Genomic DNA, 19,903 nt, shown 5'->3' with positions numbered 1-19,903 from the left:
TGTCTCGGCTCAGTCCTGAGCGGCCAGCAGGCGGTCGGCGATCTCCTCGATCCGGGCGCGCAGCCCCTCCTGGCTCTTGCCGCCGTCCAGCCGCTCCCCGCCGATCACGTACGTCGGGGTACCGGTCACGCCGATCGCCTTCCCCTCGGCCTCGTCCGCGTCCACGATCAGCAGGTGCCGCCCGTCGATCAGCGCGGTGTCCAGCTCCTCGCCGTCCAGCCCCAGCTCACCGGCGACCTCCAGCAGCAGCTTCTCGCCGCGCGCGGCGAGCTCCCCGGTGCGCGCCAGCACCGCCTCGACGTACGGCCAGCCCTGCCCCTGCACCAGCGCCTCCTCGGCGGCCTGGGCCGCGGCGTAGGCGTGCTTGTGCTTCGCCAGGGGGAAGTGGCGCAGCCGGATGTCCAGCCGGTCGCCGTAGCGCTCGCGCAGCGCCCGCAGGTCCGCCAGCGCGGCGTGGCAGTCCGGGCACTGCAGCTCACACCACACGTCGAGGACGGGACGGGTGGGGGAGGGGGTGGTGGCGTCGTTCATGGGACCAGTCTTCCAGCCCACCCCCTGGTGGCCGAACCCGGACCTGGGGATGAGGGTGACCCCGAGAAGACCCTGAAGACGGTGCCGGAACATGGCCCGGGCGGGCCCGGACAGGGCAGGATGGAGGGGAGCAGAGGGACTGCTCGCCCTTCCACCGGCAGGAGGACCGGATGCTGACCTCGACCGTCTGTGCCGCGGTGTCGGCAGCGGGCCTGGGCATCGCCGCGCTGACGGCGTACCGCAAGCGATTCCTCGCCGCGACCCGCATCGCCGCCTTTTCCCTGATCCCGATCGGCCTGGTGATGACCGGCGTCATCGACTGGGTCACCAACATCGTCTTCAAGCCCACGGTCTGGGCGGGCTTCGGCCTGCTCGCGCTCTCGTTCCTGCTCTTCATGCTCAGCCGGACGGTGGAGCGCCGCCGCGGCGGGATCGGAGCCCGCAAGGACCGCAAGGCGGCCGGGGGCGCCACGCCCGACGCGGTGGCTCCGGGTGCCTCCATACCGTCCCTCGGCGCGGGACGTACGGCGGACCGGCCCGCCGGCAAGGGGAAGGCCCCGCAGGCCGCCGGCGCTCCCAAGGATGACTTCTCGGACATCGAAGCGATCCTGAAAAAGCACGGGATCTGATGAACTCCCGCTGCTGAGGCCCCCTTTGGGCGCCCTCGGAAGATCACGTGCGCCATGATGCGCGCGAGATGAACGATGAGTGCGCCCTCGCCCAAGACGACGCCCCGTCCCCCGAACCCCGCGGCTGCCTTTTCGCGCTGTCCCAGCCGCCGCTGATGCTCTTCCTCGCCGTCATCGGCTGCCTGCTCCTCCTCGGCGCCGTACACGACCTCTTCATCCTGTGAGGCCGGCGTACGGCCGGTCCGCGCCCGCCGTGGGAGCCGTCGGCCGGTCCGCACCGGCCGTCAGCCCGCGGCCTCCCGGCGCCGCGCGCGGTAGGCCGCGACATGCAGCCGGTTGCCGCAGGTGCGGCTGTCGCAGTAGCGCCGCGAACGGTTGCGGGAGAGGTCGACGAACGCGTGCCGGCAGTCCGGTGCCTCGCAGCGCCGCAGCCGCTCACGCTCACCGGCCACGACGAGGAAGGCGAGCGCCATCCCGCCGTCCGCGGCCATCCGGTCGGCCACGGAGGCGCCCGGCGCGAAGTAGTGCACGTGCCAGTCGTAGCCGTCGTGGTCGGTCAGCTGCGGGGTGGTGCCCGCCGAGGCGACCAGTGCGTTGAGCCGCGCGGCCGCGGTGCGGTCGTCCCCGGCGGCGAAGACCTCGGCGAACCGCGCCCGGACCCTGCGTACCGCCGCCAGGTCGTCCGGCCCGAGCGTGCCCACGTCGCTGAAGTTGTTGCGGCGGGCGAAGTCCTCGACGGCCGGGACGGCGGTCAGGCTGTCCGGCGCGCCGGGCGCCTCGCCCTCCGGAGCGGTGTTGAGCAGATCGACGACCGCGTCCAGCGCGCACCGGGTGTCATGGGTGATCATCACGGTTCCGCTCCCTGGCAGGGTGGGGCCGGACGGGTACCGCCCCCGGGTGTCGTGGCCGAATGGTCGCCGACTCTAGCGCCTGGGACAAGCTTCGGCGCCGTCCCCCGCGGTGGCTCCGCGGCGACGACGCCGATCTCTGCCGTATGAACTTGTCGGTCCTGCGCCGTCTCCCCGAGTCGGACGGGCGCAAGTGTGAGCGGATGGGTGCTTTCGGTAACCGTGCTGCGTCTCAGCTCTCCGCGAGGATGTGGGACAGCTCTGTGTCGAGATCGAAATGCCGGTGCTCCGTACCGGGCGGTACGGCGGCATCCGTCCTTTTGAGAAACGACTCGAGAGCCCGCGCGGGGGCTTCGAGCAGGGCTTCGCCTTCCGGGGAGCTCAGGGCGATGCAGACCACGCCCTGTCCGTGGCTCCGGGACGGCCATACGCGGACGTCTCCGGTGCCCGTGGGCCGGTGCAGGCCCTCGGCGAGGAGGTCGCGGGCGAACACCCACTCGACGGTCTCCTCGGCTCCGGTATGGAAGGTGGCATGCACGGCGTAGGGATCGGCCGTGTCATACCGCAGGCCCGCGGGTACAGGCAGTGAGGACTCGCTCGACACAACGAGGCGCAGGTGCAGCTCGCAGCTGACCGTGGTGTTCATAAGCGCCAGGGCCTTTCGCTCAGTGTGCGCTCGGGGATTCGCACGTCGGCGAAATCGACATGCCACCTACGGTGCCGTTGTAAACCCCTCTGACGGTTTTGGGTGGCTTCAGGTACCTCTTACGGCGGATTGCGAGATCGTCCCCGTCGGTAATTCCGCCGCCCCCTCGCGTCCGGTAAGTTTGACGGTATGAATACGCTGAGTAACGGGGGGCCGGGAGTAGTCGAGGAGGAGACCGTGCCGCCCGAGCAGCCGCTCGGCTCGCGAGCGCCGCATTTCATCAAGCGCTCGCGGCCGCTGCACCTGAGCTGGCAGGTCGGCGTCTTCGTCGTCGGTCTCGCGGTGGTCGCCGGCGGAGTGGTCCTGCTGCCGCTGCCGGGTCCCGGCTGGCTGGTGATCTTCGCCGGCATGGCGATCTGGGCGACCGAATTCGTCTGGGCCCAGCTGGTCCTGCGCTGGACCAAGCGCAAGGTCACCGAAGCCGCCCAGAAGGCGCTCGACCCCAAGGTGCGGCGCCGCAACATCATCCTGACCGCGCTCGGCGTGACGATCATCGCCGCCGGGGTCGCGGTCTACGCGTGGAAGTTCGGCCTGGTGCTGCCCTGGAACGTCGCCGAGTGACCGGAACGTGGTCACAAGTGCCCGCCGACGTGGGGTAATGTTGGCGGTGCGCCCGGGCGATTAGCTCAGTGGGAGAGCGCTTCGTTCACACCGAAGAGGTCACTGGTTCGAACCCAGTATCGCCCACGTCACAAGGGGCGGCGGGTACTCGCAGACGATGCGGGTCCCGCCGCCCCTTTTGCGTGCCCCCGCGCACGACGGCCCGCCGGACGCCAAGTCCCCGGGCCTTCGCCGTTGTTGGGCGCCCGCCGCCGTGCGGGGCGCACACTGGGATCATGCCCGACTGGTCCCGCCGGCTGCACCGCTACCGCTTCCGCAGCGTCTGGCTGCTCCGCGCCCCGCCGGCCGTCGTCTACGCCGTCCTGGAGCGCGCCGAGAGCTACCCGCAGTGGTGGCCGCAGGTGCGCGAGGTGACCCGGATCGACGACCGGAGCGGGACCGCCCGCTTCCGCTCCCTGCTGCCGTACGACCTCAGGGTGGTGGCCACCGAGCACGTACGGGACCCCGGCGCCGGGGTCCTGGAGATCGCGATGCGCGGCGACCTGACCGGCTGGGCGCGCTGGACCGTGGTGCCCGGCGCCGGCGGCACCCGCGCCGTCTTCGAGCAGGACGTCGAGGTCTGCAAACCGCTGATGCGCCAGGTCGGGCTGCTGGCGCGGCCGCTGTTCCGCGCCAATCACGCCCTGATGATGCGGGCCGGGCGGCGCGGGCTGGCCCGCTGGCTGGCCCGGGCCTGAGGAAATTTGATGGAACGCCCGCGCGGGCTGTATTGTTCAGGTCGTTCGCGAGGGAAACCTCGCCGGACACCCGGGCGATTAGCTCAGTGGGAGAGCGCTTCGTTCACACCGAAGAGGTCACTGGTTCGAACCCAGTATCGCCCACCGGGATCAGAACCGGGCCACCAAAAGGTGGCCCGGTTCTTTTTGTTGAGTGGTGCGGAGGAGGAGTTCCGTAGTGGGGAGTTCCGTGCGGCGGAGTTCCCTTGCCGGTGCGTTCCGCCGTCACGAGAAGCGACCAGGAATCGGAATTCCGACCGTTTCTTTCTCGGTCGGCCGACCGGTTGCCGGTCGACCATGCGGAAATTCCTGATGCCGAATCAGGCCGCGGCGGGGAGTTCCGGACGCAGCGGCCAGTGCGGATCCACCGATTCCGGAGTGCCGCTGCGCGCGAACCACGCCTGCAGCCCACGGGCCTGGGCCGCGTACCAGACCGCCTGCCGGGTGTGCAGCTCCGCCGGGTGCAGGCTCCCCAGGCGGTCCGAGAACCGGTGCCCCAGCGCACGCACCACCTGCAGCGCGGCCAGCGCGTCCGCGGCCGCGTCGTGCGCCTCGGTCAGCTCGACCTCGTACTGCGCGCACAGATCGGCGAGCGTGCGGCGGCCCTTGCGGTAACGGTCCAGATGTTTGTCCAGCACCCGGGGGTCCAGCACGCGCAGCGGATGGGCGCCCAGATACGCGTTCAGCGAGCTGGCGCGGTGCCGCTTCAACTCGCGTTCCAGCAGGGTGAGATCGAACGGGGCGTTCATCACCACCAGCGGACGGCCGGCCACCGCCTGGGCGGCCAGCGCCCGCGCCACCTCCTCCACCACCGGCGCCGGCCAGCGGCCGTGCAGGGCGAGGTGGTCGGCCGTGAGACCGTGCACCGCGACGGCGGCTTCCGGTATCTCGACGCCGGGATTGATCAGCCAGCGGGTGATGCGGGGCGCCGAACGCGGGGTCTCCTGGACCACCAGCGCGGCGGAGACGATGCGGTCCCGCTCGACGTCGATCCCCGTCGTCTCGGTGTCGAAGGCGGCAAGAGGGCCGTCATACCAGCACGGCATCATCCCAACTCCTCGCGGTCGTACGGGTGATGGTGGCGCAATACCACCCGAGCAGGTGATACCCGAGCGCACCGGTGCTCGAACCGTCCTTGTTTGCGGACCACTTGACGCGGAGACAACCACAGGGACGGGCCACGCGATCCGCCGGTTCCCCGTCCTCTCCGACGCATTCATCTCCGCGCACCCACCGAGCCCGGAAGGCACGCCCGCGATGACCATCGCGCAGCCCGAACCGGGCGGGCTGTCCCCCGCAAGCGGGAGGTACCCCCCGCCCGCCACCACACCGCAGCGCGGCGGCCTCGCGACGACCGCCTGCATGGAGACGCTCCAGGTGGGCTATCTGCACGCGGTCGCGGCCGCCTCCGGCTGCTCGCTGGCCCAGCCCTTCCCGGACAACGGCATCGACTGGCACGTCAGCCACGGCGCACCCGGACACACCGTCGACGACGAGGTCACCATCAAGGTGCAGCTCAAATGCACCTACCAGACCGCCCCGCGCCCGCCCGGCCCGACCTTCGCCTTCACCCTCGACAACGACCACCTGGTGAAGCTGGCCCGCACACCCGTGTCGGTGCACAAGATCCTCGTCGTGATGCTCGTCCCGCGGACCCAGGAGGAGTGGCTGCGGGCCTCCCACGACCGGCTCGAACTGCGCCACTGCTGCTACTGGATCAACCTGGCCGGCCATCCGGTGACCGGCCGGCGCAGGACCACCGTGCGGATCCCGACCACGCGGATCTTCGACGACCGCGCGCTCTGCGAAATCATGACCCGGGTCGGGGCGGGAGGGAGACCGTGATGTACCGGCCGATCGACGAACCCCCTGCGCGGCCGCTGGATCCCGCGCGGCTCGACCCCGCCGTCCTCAGCGCGCTGCTGGCCCGGCACGGCTGGCGCCGCCGGGGCGGGGCCGCCGGCCACTACGCCCGCTGGACCCCGCCCGGCGGCCTGGGCGGCACCAGCCTGCTGGTCCCGCACGACCGCCGCTTCCCCGACAGCGCCGAGCTGCTCGCCGAGGCGTTGGCGGCGCTCGCGCGGTCCGCCGCGCCCTCCGCCCGCGAGGTGCTGACCGGGCTGGCGGTGCCCAGCGACGAGGTCGGCTGGGAGCGCGAGGTCCCCGACGGCGGCTCGGTCGCCGCGCGCTGGGTCGCCCAGGAGCAGCTGCGCGGCGCGGCCCGCGCGATGCTGGTCGCCGGGGCGCTGGGGACGTACGGCCGGGCCGGCTACTACGGCGCCCGGCACAAGCGGCAGGCCGAAGGGTTCCTGGGCGAGGTCCTGGTCGGGCCCGCGACCGCCGGCCGGCGGCTGACCGCCTTCGTCCCGGCCGACGGCGGCCGCGCGGCGGTCGCCGGGCTGCAGCGGGCCCTGCACGCCGCCCGGGACGCCACCGACTACCAGCGCGCCACCGGAGGCATGGAGGCCTACGACGCGGCCGTCGAGCTGGGCGTCTGCCACGAGCTGGTACAGGCGCTGATCGCGCTCGTACGGGACGCGGAGGGGGTGCGGATCTCGGTCGAGTGGTCACCGGCGGCCGGCCCGCCGGCCGGCTGCCCGGCCCGTCCGGAACCGGTCGAGTTCTCGCCCGGCGACCTCCCGGCGCTGGAGCAGGCCGCCCGGCGCTACGTCCGCGACGAGCCCTCGCTGCCGGTCCGGGTGACCGGCGCGGTCGTACGGCTGCGCCGGGAGCGGCCCGGCGGCCCCGGCACGGTCCGGCTGCGGGTGCTGACCGGGGCCGACGTGGTCCAGGTGCGGGTCGCACTGGGGGAGGAGGACTACCGCATCGCGGGCCACGCCCACCTCGTGGGACTGCCGATCCGGGTCAGCGGCAGACTGGAGAGCCGGGGCGGTTTCCGCCGGATCACCGGGGGCCACGACGTCACGCCGGTGCAGGTCGACGAGGCGGAGCGGGACCGGCTGCTGAAGTCCCTCCAGGAGAATCTGGACTTCTTCGAGGAGGCGTGCGGCGCCGACGACTGACCGCCCGCGGACCGGCCCCGGGAAACCGTTTCGCGGTCAGGTGCGGCGGCTCGGTACGATTCGGCTGCGCAGCAAACGCTGACGCGAAAGAGACATGAGTCAGGAGAGACCGGTGTCAGACGTCCGTGTGACCGTCCAACGCGATTCCGAGCGGGAAGAACGCGTGGTGACCACGGGCACTACGGCCGCCGACCTCTTCCAGGGTGAGCGCAGCGTCGTCGCCGCACGGGTCGCCGGGGAGCTGAAGGACCTGGCGTACGAGGTCGCCGACGGCGATGAGGTCGAGCCGGTCGAGATCTCCTCCGAGGACGGCCTGAACATCCTGCGGCACTCCACCGCGCACGTGATGGCGCAGGCCGTGCAGGAGCTGTTCCCGGAGGCGAAGCTCGGTATCGGCCCGCCGATCAAGGACGGCTTCTACTACGACTTCGACGTCGAGACCCCGTTCCACCCGGACGATCTCAAGCGCATCGAGAAGAAGATGCAGGAGATCCAGAAGCGCGGGCAGAAGTTCGCGCGCCGCGCGGTCAGCGACGAGGCCGCCCGCGAGGAGCTGGCCGACGAGCCGTACAAGCTCGAACTGATCGGCCTGAAGGGCTCCGCCGCGGACGCCGCCGAGGGTGCCTCCGCCGAGGTCGGCGCCGGCCAGCTGACCATCTACGACAACCTCGACGGGAAGACCGGCGAGCTGTGCTGGAAGGACCTGTGCCGCGGTCCGCACCTGCCCAGCACCCGCGCCATCCCGGCGTTCAAGCTGATGCGCTCGGCGGCCGCGTACTGGCGCGGCAGCGAGAAGAACCCGCAGCTCCAGCGGATCTACGGCACCGCCTGGCCGACCAAGGACGAGCTCAAGGCGTACCTGGAGTTCCTCGCCGAGGCCGAGAAGCGCGACCACCGCAAGCTCGGGGCGGAGCTGGACCTGTTCTCCATCCCGGAGGAGCTGGGCTCCGGCCTCGCCGTCTTCCACCCCAAGGGCGGCGTCGTGCGCCGGGTGATGGAGGACTACTCCCGCAAGCGGCACGAGCTGTCGGACTACGAGTTCGTCAACACCCCGCACATCACGAAGGAAGCTCTCTTCGAGACCTCGGGGCACCTGCCGAACTACGGCGAGGCGATGTTCCCGCCCCTGGAGTTCGACGGGCAGAACTACCGCCTCAAGGCGATGAACTGCCCCATGCACAACCTGATCTTCAAGGCCCGCGGCCGGTCGTACCGCGAACTGCCGCTCCGGCTCTTCGAGTTCGGCACGGTCTACCGCTACGAGAAGTCCGGCGTCGTGCACGGCCTGACCCGGGCGCGCGGCTTCACCCAGGACGACTCGCACATCTACTGCACCAAGGAGCAGATGGCGGACGAGCTGGACAACCTGCTCACCTTCGTCCTCGATCTGCTGCGCGACTACGGCCTGACCGAGTTCGAGCTGGAGCTCTCCACCCGCGACCCGGAGTCCGACAAGTTCATCGGCGAGGACGCGGAGTGGGAGGAGGCCACCGAGGCGCTGCGCCAGGCGGCCGAGAAGCAGGGGCTGCCGCTGGTGCCGGACCCGGGCGGCGCCGCCTTCTACGGCCCGAAGATCTCGGTGCAGGCGAAGGACGCCATCGGCAGGTCCTGGCAGATGTCGACCATCCAGGTCGACTTCCAGCAGCCCGCCCGCTTCGGCCTGGAGTACACCGCGGCGGACGGCTCGAAGCAGCAGCCCGTCATGATCCACCGCGCGCTCTTCGGCTCGATCGAGCGGTTCTTCGCGGTCCTGCTGGAGCACTACGCGGGTGCCTTCCCGGCGTGGCTGGCCCCGGTGCAGGCGACCTGCATCCCGATCGGTGACGCGCATGTGCCGTACCTGGAGGAGTTCGCCGCGCAGGCGAAGGCCAAGGGGCTGCGGGTCGAGGTGGACTCGTCCTCGGACCGGATGCAGAAGAAGATCCGGAACGCCCAGAAGGCCAAGGTGCCGTTCATGATCCTCGCGGGCGACGAGGACATGGAGCACGGTGCGGTGTCCTTCCGCTACCGCGACGGGTCGCAGGAGAACGGCATCCCGCGTGACCAGGCGATCGCCAAGCTGCTGGACGTGGTGGAGCGCCGCGTCCAGGTGTGACGCCCGTGGCGTGACCAAAGGGCCCCGGGAGAGCATCCGCTCCCCGGGGCCCTCTCACGTCTCGCCCTCCCGGCGGAAGCGGCGCAGCAGCCAGGAGGAGAAGGAGCCCACGACCGCGCCGACCAGGGCGACGCCGACGAACATCAGCACCGCGCCGGTGACCCGGCCGCGGGCGGTGACCGGGGTGATGTCGCCGTAACCGGTGGTGGTCAGGGTCGAGCACGCCCACCACACCGCGTCGCCGAAGGTGCGGACGGTGCTGCCCGGGGCGTGCCGTTCGTCGTGGTAGACGGCGAGGCTCGCGGCGAAGCCGAGCAGCAGGGAGGTCAGGCCCGCGTAGGCCATCACGCGGGCCTCCAGGGCGAGCCGGGGGTGGTCCCGGCGGCGCTGCATCCGGTCGTGCGTCTCGACCACCCGCAGCGGCCGGAGCAGCGGCAGGGCGGTCACGATCAGGTCCAGCCAGTGGGTGCGGACGAAGCGCCGCCGGTCGTCGCTGAGCAGCAGCCGGGCCAGATATTCGGTGACGAAGAGGCCCCAGGTGCCGACGGTGACCAGCGCCCAGAAGGTCTGCCAGCCGGGGGACAGGTCGGGAACCAGCACCTGGACCGCGTAGGAGGTCAGGAAGAGCAGCGAGGCGGCGAGGAGGTACGGCTCGGCGGCGCGCTCCCACTCGCGTCGCCGCTGTTCCCTGTCCACCGGCCCAGCATCGTCCAGCGGCCGGTGCGATGCGCCCCAACGACACGCTGCCAATGGGCGACGCCATATGCTGGCCCGTATGACAAGCGAGCCGGAGCAGCAGATCGGAGTCGGGACGCAGGACGCCTTCCAGCGCCTGTGGACGCCCCACCGGATGGCCTACATCCAGGGCGAGAACAAGCCCAGCGGCCCGGGGGCCGACGACGGCTGCCCGTTCTGCACGATCCCGGCGAAGTCCGACGAGGACGGGCTGGTGATCGCCCGCGGCGAGCGCGTCTACGCGGTGCTCAACCTCTATCCGTACAACGGCGGTCACCTCATGGTCGTCCCGTTCCGGCACGTGGCCGACTACACCGAGCTGGACGACGCGGAGACCGCGGAGCTGGCGGAGTTCACCAAGCGGGCGATGACCGCGCTGCGGACCGCGTCGGGGGCGCACGGCTTCAACATCGGGATGAACCAGGGCACGGTGGCCGGTGCGGGCATCGCGGCCCACCTGCACCAGCACGTGGTCCCGCGCTGGGGCGGCGACACGAACTTCATGCCGGTCGTCGGGCACACCAAGGTGCTGCCGCAACTCCTCGCCGACACCCGGGCGATGCTGGCCGCCGCCTGGCCCGCGTAGGGCGCCTGCCCGCCGTCCGGGAGGCCCGCCGGGGCCGGCCCGGAGACGACACGTACGAGGGCGAATCGTATAGATCGCCCTAATTCGGATTAGTTGCCTCTCTAATGGGGTGGTGACTTCCCCAGATCGTCGCTCGGTGCTGCGCGCGGCCGCCTCGGCCGCGGCCGCGGGTGCGCTGCTGTCGGGCTGCGACCCCCACCGGGACGAGGAGCGCGGCCCCGTACGGACGGCCGGCCCGAGTCCGTCCCCGGCGGACGGGGGAACGCACCGGCCGGCCCACGCCGCCCGTCCGCCCACCCGGGTGCCCGGCCTGCCCGTACAGATCGAGAACGGCCCGCGCGACGCCCGCGCGGTCGCCCTGACCTTCCACGGCCGGGGCGACCCGAAGCTGGCGACCGCCCTGCTGGGCGAGGCCGAGCGGGCCGGCGCCCGGCTCACCGTGCTCGTCGTCGGCGACTGGCTCGACGCCCAGCCGCGGATGGCCCGCCGCATCCTCGACGGCGGCCACGAGCTGGGCAACCACACCCTGCACCACCGCGACATCTGCGCCCTGCCAGCCACCGACGCCTACGCCGAGATCACCGGCTGCGCCGACCGGCTGCGCCGGCTCACCGGGACCATCGGCAGCTGGTTCCGCCCCTCGCAGACCCGGCGCGCCACCGATCTGGTGACGCAGCTGGCCCGCAAGGCCGGCTATCCGCACGTCCTCTCCTACGACGTGGACTCCCTCGACGCGAACGACCCCGGTGCCCAGGCCGTCCGGCGCACGGTCCTGGACGCGGTCCGGCCGGGCTCGGTCGTGAGCCTCCACCTCGGGCACGCCGGCACGGTGGCCGCGCTGCCCCCGATCCTCGACGGCCTCCGCCGGCGCGGACTGCGCGCGGTGACGACAACGGAGCTAGTGACCTGATGGCTGACCGCAACCGTACCCACGACCGTAAGAGCCCCCGCGTCCGCCGCCGGGCGTCCGCGCTGCTCGCCGTGGCCTGCGCGCTGGTGGCGGCGGCCTGCAGCGGGGGCAAGCCGGCCGGGCAGAGCCCCCGGCCGGTCGAACGCGCACCGGTCAAGGCCGCCAAGCCGGGACTGCCGGGCATGCCGCCGCTGATCGACGAGCACGACCTGTACGCGGCCGACCGGCCGGGCAAACTGGTGCCCGAGGTCAAGGACTTCCCGCCGCGGATCTACGTGCCCAACACCGGCTCCGACACGGTCAGCGTCATCGACCCGAAGACGTACAAGGTCATCGAGACCATCCCGGTGGGCGTCCAGCCGCAGCACGTCGTGCCGTCCTGGGACCTGAAGACGCTCTGGGTCAACAACAACCGGGGGCACGACCTGACCCCGATCGACCCGGCCACCGGCAAGGCCGGCCAGCCGGTCAAGGTGCACGACCCGTACAACCTCTACTTCACGCCCAACGGCAGGTACGCCGTCGTGATGGCCTCGATGGACCGGCAGCTGGTCTTCCGCGACCCGCACACCATGGAGATCCGCAAGACCCTCCCGGTCAACTGCGCCGGCGTCAACCACGCCGACTTCTCGCCGGACGGCCGGTACTTCATCGTCTCCTGCGAGTTCTCCGGGGAACTGCTCAAGGTCGACACCGAGAAGATGAAGGTCATCGGCCAGGAGAAACTGCCGTTCGACGGGGCGATGCCGCAGGACGTGAAGATCTCCCCGGACGGCAGGACCTGGTACATCGCCGACATGATGGCCGACGGGATCTGGGTCATGAACGGCGACACCTTCGACCGGCCCAAGCTCGTGCCGACCGGCAAGGGCGCCCACGGTCTCTACGTCAGCCGCGACTCGCGGTACATGTACATCTCCAACCGCGGCGAGGGCTCGATCTCCCTGCTCGACTTCAGGACGGGCGAACTCGTCGACAAGTGGCACATCCGCGGCGGCGGCAGCCCCGACATGGGCGGACTGTCCACCGACGGCAAGGTGCTGTGGCTGTCCGGCCGCTACAACTCCGAGGTCTACGCGCTCGACACCAAGACCGGCAAGACCCTCGCCAAGATCCCGGTCGGCCAGGGCCCGCACGGCCTGGCCGTCTACCCGCAGCCCGGGCGGTACTCCCTCGGGCACACCGGCATCTTCCGGTGACCTTGGGGCCGCCCGGCCCCACGGCCCGGCACCCGGCTAGGCGTTGTACTCGTCGGCCTTCTGCGGCTCCACGCCCTGGATCATGCCGCTGAGCACCAGCGAACGGTTGGTGAAGCGCTCGGTGTCCACGCCGTGCTCCTTGAGGACACCCATGGCGGCGGCGTGGACCGTCCGCAGGACAGGGGTCGCGGCGCGCAGCGCGTCATCGGCCATGAAGCGGTGCCGCCAGGGCTTGTCCGCCCACACGTGCCGCAGACCGAACGGCTCGGGCAGGGTCAGCTTCCCGCCGAGGAAGTCCAGCACCGGCGGGAACCACGTCAGCGGCGCCCGGGCGGCCAGCCGGACCACCTCCTTGGGCTCGATGAGCGGGAGGTGCTGGGTCTTGGTCTCCCAGAACTTGACGACCTTGGCGACGTCCTTGGTCTTCGGCTCCGGCTTGGTCGTGAACAGGCCGTTCACCGGACCGAGGGCGTGGCCCGTCACCTCGATGCGCAGCGTCTCGTGCAGCACCGTGACGGTGATCATCAGCGTGATCACCAGCTGGCCGTCCCACAGCACGAACTGCACACCGAGGTAGTGGCGGTTGCCGCTGCCGAACTGCTGCTCGTTGCAGATCCGCTCTATCTCGTGCCCGCGGATCTGGTACGCCTCCACGTGCGCGCCCTCGGGCCGGGCGACGGCGGCGGCCTTCTCCCCGACCGGGGAGACGATCCAATGGCGCACGGACGGGGTGGGGAAGCCGCCGGTGTGCAGCGGGCTGCGCTCCAGCAGCCGCAGCTTGTCGTGGATCGCCCGGATCACGTCCCAGCTGCGGAACGGATGGATCTCCGTGCCCTCCTGGACCGGCTTGAGCTCCTCGGCGAGCTGCCAGCTGCCCCAGCGGGTACCCATGCCGAGTATGCCCTTGGGGCCGGCGTAGAAGACCACGTTGCTGTTCTGCTCGGCGGTGACCATGGCGAGGTTCTGACGGAGGGTCTCCGCCGCGGTCTGGTTCGGGTCCTGCGGCACCGCCTCGGGGATCTTCGCGGCCACCCCGCCGCCCTCCAGCAGCCCCTTCCAGGACTCCCGCATGGCCACCGCGGTCTTCTCGCAGATCTGCTTGGCCCACCACCAGCCGATCATCGGCGCGATCACCATGGCCCGCGCGTACATCGGCCAGAAGCCGGTCATGGGCAGCTTGACCATGAAGAACAGCCCGAGGCCGGCCAGTACGGTCAGCAGCGTCGCGCCGAGCAGCGAGAGGCCGTTGCCCGCGCCGTCCTTGGAGAGCATCTTGCGCAGCTGGAAGACGCCCAGCCACAGGAGCACACCGGGCAGGAACACCACGCCGAACAGCACCATCAGCAGCGTCAGCTTGGAGTCCCGCTGCTTGCGGATGCGGGTGGCCGACAGGCAGTGCTCGACGACGGTCTGCGGCTCGATGCCGAACGACTGGATCAGCGGCTTGCGGCCGCCACCGAGCATCCGCACCTGCACCGCCCGCGCGAACGCCTCCCCCAGATTGGGCTCGAACAGCGACAGCTTCGGCTTCTTGATCTCGGACTTGGCGGTGTCGGAGTCGGCCTTGCTGATGGCGACCAGCGGATCGTCACGGTAGGCGGCCGAGGCCAGGGCCTGGGTCGCCGCCGTCTGACCGGCGCTCCCCGAGAGCGGCACCTGCGCCCCAGGACTGAAGTCAAAGCCGTCTGCCACTACCGCCCCCCACACCGCTCGCATCCGATGATGCGGCTCTTCCCGACTTCCGCCGACGGCACACCTGTGACCCCGCGTCGCCGCCGCCGAACAGGTGTCCGTCACCCAGGTCAGCGGCAGGAACTCAGCGTACAGCCGCCGTCCACCCCAAGGGAGTTGAGCCGGACGACGGCTGATTCAGGGCTGTTTCAGGACCCTTTCGAGGCGCTTTCAAGGCGCTTTCAAGGCTGACCCAGCGTCAACTACCCGCCGTTCCCGGCCGCTTCCCGTACCTTCGCGGCGATCTGCGGCGGCATCGGTTCGTGCCGGAGATGCACCCGGGAGAACCGGCCGGTGCCGTGCGAGAGCGACCGCAGGTCGACCGCGTACCGGCCGATCTCGATCTCGGGCACCTCGGCGCGGACGACGGTACGGCCGGCCCCGGACTGCTCGGTGCCCACCACCCGGCCGCGACGCCCCGACAGATCACTCATCACCGGCCCCACGTACTCGTCCGGAACCATCACACTGACCTCGCAGAACGGCTCCAGCAGATCGATCCGGGCGTCGGCGGCCGCCTCCCGCAGCGCCAGCGCACCGGCCGTCTGGAACGCGGCGTCCGAGGAGTCGACCGAGTGCGCCTTGCCGTCGAGCAGCGTGACGCGGATGTCGACCAGCGGATGCCCGGCGGCGACCCCGCGCCCGGCCTGGGCGCGCACCCCCTTCTCGACGGACGGGATGAACTGCCGCGGCACCGCACCGCCCACGACCTTGTCCACGAACTCGATGCCCGAACCGCCCGGCAGCGGCTCGACCTCGATCTCGCAGATCGCGAACTGGCCGTGCCCACCGGACTGTTTGACGTGCCGGCCGCGGCCCGCGGCGGACTCGCCGAAGGTCTCCCGCAGCGGCACCTTGTGCGGCACGGTGTCGACCTGGACGCCGTACCGGGCCCGCAGCCGCTCCAGCGCCACGTCCACATGAGCCTCACCCAGGCACCACAGCACCACCTGGTGGGTGTCCTGGTTGTGCTCCAGCCGCATCGTCGGATCCTCCGCGACCAGACGGGCCAGGCCCTGGGACAGCTTGTCCTCGTCGGCCTTGCTGTGCGCCTGGATGGCGACCGGCAGCAGCGGGTCCGGCATCGACCAGGGCTCCATCAGCAGCGGATCGTCCTTGGCGGACAGGGTGTCGCCGGTCTCGGCACGGGTCAGCTTCGCCACGCACGCCAGATCACCGGCGATCGCCTGCGGCAGCGGCCGCTGCTGCTTGCCGAACGGGGCGGACAGCGCGCCCACCCGCTCGTCGACGTCATGGTCCTCGTGCCCCCGGTCCGCGAGGCCGTGGCCCGAGACGTGCACCGTCTCGTCCGGACGCAGCGTGCCGGAGAAGACCCGGACCAGCGAGATCCGGCCGACATACGGGTCGGACGAGGTCTTGACCACCTCCGCGGCCAGCGGACCGTCCGGATCGCACGCGAGCGCCGGGCGCGGCCTGCCGTCCGGGGTGGTCACCGCGGGCGCCTCGCGCTCCGCGGGCGTCGGGAAACCACCGGTGATCAGCTCCAGCAGCTCGACGGTCCCCAGCCCCTGCTTCGAACCCTCCGCGGCCGGAGCCGCGGCCAGCACGGGGTGGAAGGTGCCGCGGGCCACCGCCGTCTCCAGGTCCCCCACGAGCGTCTTGATGTCGATGTCCTCGCCGCCGAGGTAGCGGTCCATCAGGGACTCGTCCTCGCTCTCGGCGATGATCGCCTCGATGAGCCGGCCGCGGGCCTCCTCGATCAGCGGCAGCTCCTCGGCGGTCGGCTCCCGCTCGGTGCGCTCCCCGGAGGAGTAGTCGAAGACCCGCTGGGAGAGCAGGCCGATCAGACCGCGTACGGGGGCGTGCCCATCGGCACCCGGCGTCCCGTACAGCGGCAGGTAGAGCGGGACCACGGCGTCCGGATCCTCCCCGCCGAAGGTGGCCCGGCACAGCTCGGTCATCTCGCCGAAGTCCGACCGGGACGCCTCCAGGTGCGTGATGACCAGCGCCCGCGGCATCCCGACCGCGGCGCACTCGTCCCACACCATGCGGGTCGCGCCGGCCACGCCGTCGGCCGCCGAGACAACGAAAAGGGCCGCGTCCGCTGCGCGCAGACCGGCCCTGAGCTCCCCGACGAAATCGGCGTATCCGGGGGTGTCCAGGATATTGATCTTGATTCCGCCCCAGTCCACCGGGACCAGGGACAGCTGTACCGAGCGTTGCTGGCGGTGCTCGATCTCGTCGTAGTCCGACAGACAGCCGCCGTCCTCGACCCGCCCGGCCCGGTTGACCGCGCCGGACGCCAGCGCGAGCGCCTCGACCAGGGTGGTCTTTCCCGATCCGCTGTGGCCGACCAGCACCACGTTCCGCAGGTCCGTGGGCCGGCCGGCCGTTACCGCCCTTCCGGCGGCTCCCGGGTGTGTACTCGTCTTCTCGCTCATGTGTCTCGCCTCCAGGTCGACACTTTGCGGTGATTCGAGCTTTCCACCGTGGTCAGCAGCCGTCCATAGATGGCACAGCGCCCCCGCGCTCCCAAGGGGTCGAAGGGGCCCGCACGCGCGCCCGGAGGCGCACGCCGCCCGGCCCGAGCCGCGGGATGCACCCTGCGCCGCGATGCCTTCGTGGTGGCCACAGACCTCGTGGCTACGATGGGCCAGCCGGTGGCCCCTTGACCGCGCGGCCCGTATCGACCTTCGGGAAGGCCATGCTGAACAAGTACGCGCGTGCTTTCTTCACGCGTGTTCTCACGCCGTTCGCCGCCCTGCTCATCCGCCTCGGCATCAGCCCGGACGCGGTCACCCTCATCGGCACCGGCGGCGTGGTGGCCGGCGCGCTGATCTTCTACCCGCAGGGTGAGTTCTTCTGGGGAACGGTCGTCATCACGCTGTTCGTCTTCTCCGACCTCGTCGACGGCAACATGGCGCGGCAACTGGGCCGCTCCAGCCGCTGGGGCGCCTTCCTCGACTCCACCCTCGACCGGGTCGCCGACTCGGCGATCTTCGGCGGGCTGGCCCTCTGGTACGCCGGCGGCGGCAACAGCCTGACACTCTGCGCCATCGCGATCTTCTGCCTGGCCAGCGGCCAGGTCGTCTCGTACACCAAGGCCCGCGGCGAGGCCATCGGACTGCCGGTGGCCGTCAACGGCCTGGTGGAACGCGCCGAACGGCTGGTCATCACCCTCGTCGCCTGCGGTCTCTCGGGTCTGCACAAATTCGGGGTACCCGGTGTCGAAGCACTGCTGCCGATCGCCCTGTGGATCGTCGCCATCGGCAGCACCGTCACCCTCGGCCAGCGCGTGGTGACGGTACGCCGCGAATCGGCCGAGGCCGACGCCATCGCACGAGGGGGGAACAGCGCATGAGCCCGCGGCTGCCGCGGATCGACACCGGCACACTCACCGACGCGCTCTACGGACTGGGCTGGAGCACCGTCAAACGGCTGCCCGAAGCCGTCGCGGTACGCCTCGGCCGGCAGATCGCCGACACCGCCTGGAAGCGCCGCGGCAAGGGCGTACGCCGCCTGGAGGCGAACCTCGCCCGGGTCGTCCCCGACGCCTCCCCACAGCGCCTGGCCGAGCTCTCCCGCGCCGGGATGCGCTCGTACATGCGCTACTGGATGGAGTCCTTCCGCCTGCCCGCCTGGAGCAAGGACCGCATAAGGAACGGCTTCGTCGCCGAGGACGTCCACCACCTCACCGACGGCCTCAAGAGCGACCGCGGCGTCATCCTCGCCCTGCCCCACATGGGCAACTACGACCTCGCGGGCGTCTGGGTCACCACCAAGCTCAACACCCCCTTCACCACCGTCGCCGAGCGCCTCAAGCCGGAATCCCTCTACGACCGCTTCGTCGCCTACCGCGAGGGCCTGGGCATGGAGGTCCTGCCGCACACCGGCGGCGCCGCCTTCGGCACCCTCGCCCGCCGCCTGCGGGCCGGCGGCCTGGTCTGCCTGGTCGCCGACCGCGACCTCTCCAGCTCCGGCATACCGGTCAAGTTCTTCGGCGAGGAGACCAAGATGCCCGCCGGCCCGGCGATGCTCGCCCTCCAGACCGGCGCCATGCTGCTGCCCGTCACCCTCTGGTACGACGACACCCCCGTCATGCGCGGCCGGGTCCACCCCGAGATCGAGGTCCCCGAGACCGGCACCCGCGTCGAGAAAGCAGCCCAGATGACCCAGGCGCTCGCCGACGCCTTCGCCTCCGGCATCGCCGACCACCCCGAGGACTGGCACATGCTCCAGCGCCTGTGGCTCGCCGACCTGGAGGCCCGCGAGCCCGGAACGGAGACGGCGTGAAGATCGGCATCGTCTGCCCCTACGCCTGGGACGTCCCCGGCGGCGTGCAGTTCCACATCCGCGACCTGGCCGAGCACCTCATCCGGCTCGGCCACGAGGTCTCCGTCCTGGCCCCGTCCGACGACGACACCCCGCTCCCGCCGTACGTCGTCTCCGCCGGCCGCGCCGTACCCGTGCCCTACAACGGCTCGGTCGCCCGCCTCAACTTCGGCTTCCTCTCCGCCGCCCGGGTCCGCCGCTGGCTGCAGAACGGCGCCTTCGACGTCCTCCACATCCACGAACCGGCCTCCCCCTCCCTGGGCCTGCTCGCCTGCTGGGCCGCCCAGGGCCCGATCGTGGCCACCTTCCACACCTCCAACCCGCGCTCCCGGGCGATGATCGCCGCCTACCCGATCCTCCAGCCCGCCCTGGAGAAGATCAGCGCCCGCATCGCGGTCAGCGAATACGCCCGCCGCACCCTGGTCGAACACCTCGGCGGCGACGCGGTCGTCATCCCCAACGGCGTCGACGTCGACTTCTTCGCCCGCGCCGAACCCAAGGCCGCATGGCAGGGGAAGACCATCGGCTTCATCGGCCGCATCGACGAACCCCGCAAGGGCCTGCCCGTCCTCATGAAGGCCCTGCCCAAGATCCTCGCCGAGGTCCCCGACGCCCGCCTCCTCGTCGCCGGCCGCGGCGACGAGGAAGAGGCCGTCGCCTCCCTCCCCGCCGAACTCCGCTCCCGGGTCGAATTCCTCGGCATGGTCAGCGACGAGGACAAGGCCCGCCTGCTCCGCAGCGTCGACCTCTACGTCGCCCCCAACACGGGCGGCGAATCCTTCGGCATCATCCTCGTGGAGGCCATGTCCGCCGGCGCCCCCGTACTGGCCAGCGACCTCGACGCGTTCGCCCAGGTCCTCGACCAGGGCGAGGCCGGCGAACTCTTCACCAACGAGGACGCGGACACCCTCGCCACCGCGGCGGTCCGGCTCCTCGGCGACCCGGCCCGCCTCGCCGAACTCCGCACCCGCGGCACCCGCCACGTCCGCCGCTTCGACTGGACCACGGTCGGCGCGGACATCCTCGCGGTCTACGAAACGGTGACGGCGGGGGCGGCTTCGGTCTTGCCCACGTAGTCGCTTTGCGGGGCCTCCCACGTACCTGGCTGTCCCGCCGTCGGGGTTGCTCGCCGTTGCGCTTTGCGGCGCCCCCGCACGTAGCTCGCCGTCCCGCCGCGGGGCTTCTCGCCGTTGCGCCTGCGGCGGGCTGGGTTTGTGGTGGGTGCGGTGACGGACCTCCGGGGCCTTGTTCGTGGACTGCTGTCGCTTTACGTCCACGAA

20 protein-coding genes and 2 tRNA genes are annotated in these 19,903 nt (G+C 71.3%); 15 read left to right on the top strand and 7 right to left on the bottom strand.

Annotation, left to right across the window (positions count from 1 at the left end; genetic code table 11):
• Positions 1–9: 9 nt before the first annotated feature.
• Entirely contained in the window at positions 10–531 is a 522-nt protein-coding gene (locus IG62_RS0135785) for a DsbA family protein (RefSeq protein WP_030813524.1), read from the bottom strand.
• Positions 532–701: 170 nt separating this feature from the next.
• Here IG62_RS0135785 and IG62_RS0135780 point away from each other — a divergent pair, with 170 nt between their 5' ends.
• The gene (locus IG62_RS0135780) at positions 702–1,160 is read left to right on the top strand and encodes a hypothetical protein (protein WP_030813522.1); all 459 of its coding nucleotides are present in this window, start codon (positions 702–704) and stop codon (positions 1,158–1,160) included.
• A gap of 68 nt (positions 1,161–1,228) precedes the next feature.
• A complete protein-coding gene (locus tag IG62_RS48060) occupies positions 1,229–1,384 on the top strand; it encodes a hypothetical protein (protein ID WP_199812568.1) in 156 nt (51 codons plus the stop codon).
• 60 nt (positions 1,385–1,444) lie between these two features.
• Here the strand turns inward: IG62_RS48060 and IG62_RS0135770 are convergent, their stop codons facing one another.
• On the bottom strand, positions 1,445–2,011 hold the full coding sequence (locus tag IG62_RS0135770) for a CGNR zinc finger domain-containing protein (protein WP_030813520.1): 567 nt from the start codon (positions 2,009–2,011) through the stop codon (positions 1,445–1,447).
• 229 nt (positions 2,012–2,240) lie between these two features.
• Complete coding sequence (locus IG62_RS0135765; RefSeq protein ID WP_003959770.1) at positions 2,241–2,654, bottom strand: SsgA family sporulation/cell division regulator; 414 nt, start codon at positions 2,652–2,654, stop codon at positions 2,241–2,243.
• A gap of 189 nt (positions 2,655–2,843) precedes the next feature.
• On the opposite strand from IG62_RS0135765, the gene IG62_RS0135760 reads away from it, so the two are divergent.
• From IG62_RS0135760 to IG62_RS0135745, 4 genes are all read left to right on the top strand, one after another.
• Positions 2,844–3,275 carry a TIGR02611 family protein gene (locus IG62_RS0135760; RefSeq protein ID WP_030813518.1) on the top strand — a complete coding sequence of 144 codons (432 nt, stop codon included), beginning with the start codon at positions 2,844–2,846 and terminating at the stop codon, positions 3,273–3,275.
• Positions 3,276–3,329: 54 nt separating this feature from the next.
• A tRNA-Val gene (locus IG62_RS0135755) sits at positions 3,330–3,401 on the top strand.
• 149 nt (positions 3,402–3,550) lie between these two features.
• Positions 3,551–4,012, top strand: a complete 462-nt coding sequence (locus tag IG62_RS0135750) for an SRPBCC family protein (protein ID WP_030813515.1) — start codon at positions 3,551–3,553, stop codon at positions 4,010–4,012.
• A gap of 72 nt (positions 4,013–4,084) precedes the next feature.
• Positions 4,085–4,156, top strand: a tRNA-Val gene (locus IG62_RS0135745).
• 215 nt (positions 4,157–4,371) lie between these two features.
• On the opposite strand, the gene IG62_RS0135740 is transcribed toward IG62_RS0135745, so the two are convergent.
• The gene (locus tag IG62_RS0135740; RefSeq protein ID WP_030813512.1) at positions 4,372–5,097 is read right to left on the bottom strand and encodes an exonuclease domain-containing protein; all 726 of its coding nucleotides are present in this window, start codon (positions 5,095–5,097) and stop codon (positions 4,372–4,374) included.
• A gap of 211 nt (positions 5,098–5,308) precedes the next feature.
• Here IG62_RS0135740 and IG62_RS0135735 point away from each other — a divergent pair, with 211 nt between their 5' ends.
• From IG62_RS0135735 to thrS, 3 genes are all read left to right on the top strand, one after another.
• Positions 5,309–5,896 (top strand): DUF4365 domain-containing protein, encoded by a 588-nt coding sequence (locus IG62_RS0135735; protein ID WP_030415300.1) that lies wholly within the window; start codon positions 5,309–5,311, stop codon positions 5,894–5,896.
• Entirely contained in the window at positions 5,896–7,074 is a 1,179-nt protein-coding gene (locus IG62_RS0135730) for a hypothetical protein (RefSeq protein ID WP_030813509.1), read from the top strand. Before IG62_RS0135735 ends, IG62_RS0135730 begins: the two co-directional genes overlap by 1 nt.
• 112 nt (positions 7,075–7,186) lie before the next feature.
• Positions 7,187–9,169, top strand: coding sequence for a threonine--tRNA ligase (thrS, locus tag IG62_RS0135725; RefSeq protein WP_030813506.1), 1,983 nt, complete (start codon positions 7,187–7,189; stop codon positions 9,167–9,169).
• Between the two features lie 54 nt (positions 9,170–9,223).
• Here the strand turns inward: thrS and IG62_RS0135720 are convergent, their stop codons facing one another.
• Entirely contained in the window at positions 9,224–9,865 is a 642-nt protein-coding gene (locus IG62_RS0135720; RefSeq protein ID WP_030813503.1) for a potassium channel family protein, read from the bottom strand.
• 67 nt (positions 9,866–9,932) lie between these two features.
• Between IG62_RS0135720 and IG62_RS0135715 the strand changes: the two genes are divergently transcribed.
• From IG62_RS0135715 to IG62_RS0135705, 3 genes are all read left to right on the top strand, one after another.
• Positions 9,933–10,490 carry an HIT family protein gene (locus IG62_RS0135715; RefSeq protein ID WP_030813499.1) on the top strand — a complete coding sequence of 186 codons (558 nt, stop codon included), beginning with the start codon at positions 9,933–9,935 and terminating at the stop codon, positions 10,488–10,490.
• Positions 10,491–10,602: 112 nt separating this feature from the next.
• Complete coding sequence (locus IG62_RS0135710; protein WP_037840166.1) at positions 10,603–11,400, top strand: polysaccharide deacetylase family protein; 798 nt, start codon at positions 10,603–10,605, stop codon at positions 11,398–11,400.
• Entirely contained in the window at positions 11,400–12,599 is a 1,200-nt protein-coding gene (locus tag IG62_RS0135705; protein WP_030813492.1) for a YncE family protein, read from the top strand. The genes IG62_RS0135710 and IG62_RS0135705 overlap by 1 nt, the downstream gene beginning before the upstream one ends.
• A 36-nt stretch (positions 12,600–12,635) precedes the next feature.
• Here the strand turns inward: IG62_RS0135705 and IG62_RS0135700 are convergent, their stop codons facing one another.
• Positions 12,636–14,315, bottom strand: a complete 1,680-nt coding sequence (locus IG62_RS0135700; RefSeq protein WP_030813489.1) for a hypothetical protein — start codon at positions 14,313–14,315, stop codon at positions 12,636–12,638.
• A 218-nt stretch (positions 14,316–14,533) separates the two neighbouring features.
• Positions 14,534–16,732 (bottom strand): elongation factor G-like protein EF-G2, encoded by a 2,199-nt coding sequence (locus tag IG62_RS0135695; protein WP_030813486.1) that lies wholly within the window; start codon positions 16,730–16,732, stop codon positions 14,534–14,536.
• Positions 16,733–16,995: 263 nt separating this feature from the next.
• Between IG62_RS0135695 and pgsA the strand changes: the two genes are divergently transcribed.
• From pgsA to IG62_RS0135680, 3 genes are read left to right on the top strand one after another with little or no spacing between them, the layout of a single operon-like run.
• A complete protein-coding gene (gene pgsA, locus IG62_RS0135690; protein WP_030813483.1) occupies positions 16,996–17,652 on the top strand; it encodes a phosphatidylinositol phosphate synthase in 657 nt (218 codons plus the stop codon).
• Complete coding sequence (locus IG62_RS0135685) at positions 17,649–18,584, top strand: phosphatidylinositol mannoside acyltransferase (protein ID WP_030813479.1); 936 nt, start codon at positions 17,649–17,651, stop codon at positions 18,582–18,584. Before pgsA ends, IG62_RS0135685 begins: the two co-directional genes overlap by 4 nt.
• Positions 18,581–19,699, top strand: coding sequence for a glycosyltransferase family 4 protein (locus IG62_RS0135680; protein ID WP_030813477.1), 1,119 nt, complete (start codon positions 18,581–18,583; stop codon positions 19,697–19,699). Before IG62_RS0135685 ends, IG62_RS0135680 begins: the two co-directional genes overlap by 4 nt.
• The last annotated feature ends 204 nt before the right edge of the window (positions 19,700–19,903 follow it).

The sequence above is a fragment of the Streptomyces sp. NRRL S-337 genome, from assembly GCF_000720175.1.
In the GTDB taxonomy this organism is placed as follows: Bacteria; Actinomycetota; Actinomycetes; order Streptomycetales; family Streptomycetaceae; genus Streptomyces; species Streptomyces siderophoricus.
Note: the sequence above shows the minus strand (reverse complement) of the source record. Positions and strands in the feature narration are given on the sequence as shown.

Excerpts from the sequence above, each read along its gene's own strand:
- IG62_RS0135785 (WP_030813524.1), bottom strand. The coding sequence starts at position 531 with ATGAACGACGCCACCACCCCCTCCCCCACCCGTCCCGTCCTCGACGTG.
- IG62_RS0135780 (WP_030813522.1), top strand. The coding sequence starts at position 702 with ATGCTGACCTCGACCGTCTGTGCCGCGGTGTCGGCAGCGGGCCTGGGC.
- IG62_RS48060 (WP_199812568.1), top strand. The coding sequence starts at position 1,229 with ATGAACGATGAGTGCGCCCTCGCCCAAGACGACGCCCCGTCCCCCGAA.
- IG62_RS0135765 (WP_003959770.1), bottom strand. The coding sequence starts at position 2,654 with ATGAACACCACGGTCAGCTGCGAGCTGCACCTGCGCCTCGTTGTGTCG.
- IG62_RS0135760 (WP_030813518.1), top strand. The coding sequence starts at position 2,844 with ATGAATACGCTGAGTAACGGGGGGCCGGGAGTAGTCGAGGAGGAGACC.
- IG62_RS0135750 (WP_030813515.1), top strand. The coding sequence starts at position 3,551 with ATGCCCGACTGGTCCCGCCGGCTGCACCGCTACCGCTTCCGCAGCGTC.
- IG62_RS0135740 (WP_030813512.1), bottom strand. The coding sequence starts at position 5,097 with ATGCCGTGCTGGTATGACGGCCCTCTTGCCGCCTTCGACACCGAGACG.
- IG62_RS0135735 (WP_030415300.1), top strand. The coding sequence starts at position 5,309 with ATGACCATCGCGCAGCCCGAACCGGGCGGGCTGTCCCCCGCAAGCGGG.
- IG62_RS0135730 (WP_030813509.1), top strand. The coding sequence starts at position 5,896 with ATGTACCGGCCGATCGACGAACCCCCTGCGCGGCCGCTGGATCCCGCG.
- IG62_RS0135715 (WP_030813499.1), top strand. The coding sequence starts at position 9,933 with ATGCTGGCCCGTATGACAAGCGAGCCGGAGCAGCAGATCGGAGTCGGG.
- IG62_RS0135705 (WP_030813492.1), top strand. The coding sequence starts at position 11,400 with ATGGCTGACCGCAACCGTACCCACGACCGTAAGAGCCCCCGCGTCCGC.
- IG62_RS0135700 (WP_030813489.1), bottom strand. The coding sequence starts at position 14,315 with ATGCGAGCGGTGTGGGGGGCGGTAGTGGCAGACGGCTTTGACTTCAGT.
- IG62_RS0135695 (WP_030813486.1), bottom strand. The coding sequence starts at position 16,732 with ATGAGCGAGAAGACGAGTACACACCCGGGAGCCGCCGGAAGGGCGGTA.
- pgsA (WP_030813483.1), top strand. The coding sequence starts at position 16,996 with ATGCTGAACAAGTACGCGCGTGCTTTCTTCACGCGTGTTCTCACGCCG.
- IG62_RS0135685 (WP_030813479.1), top strand. The coding sequence starts at position 17,649 with ATGAGCCCGCGGCTGCCGCGGATCGACACCGGCACACTCACCGACGCG.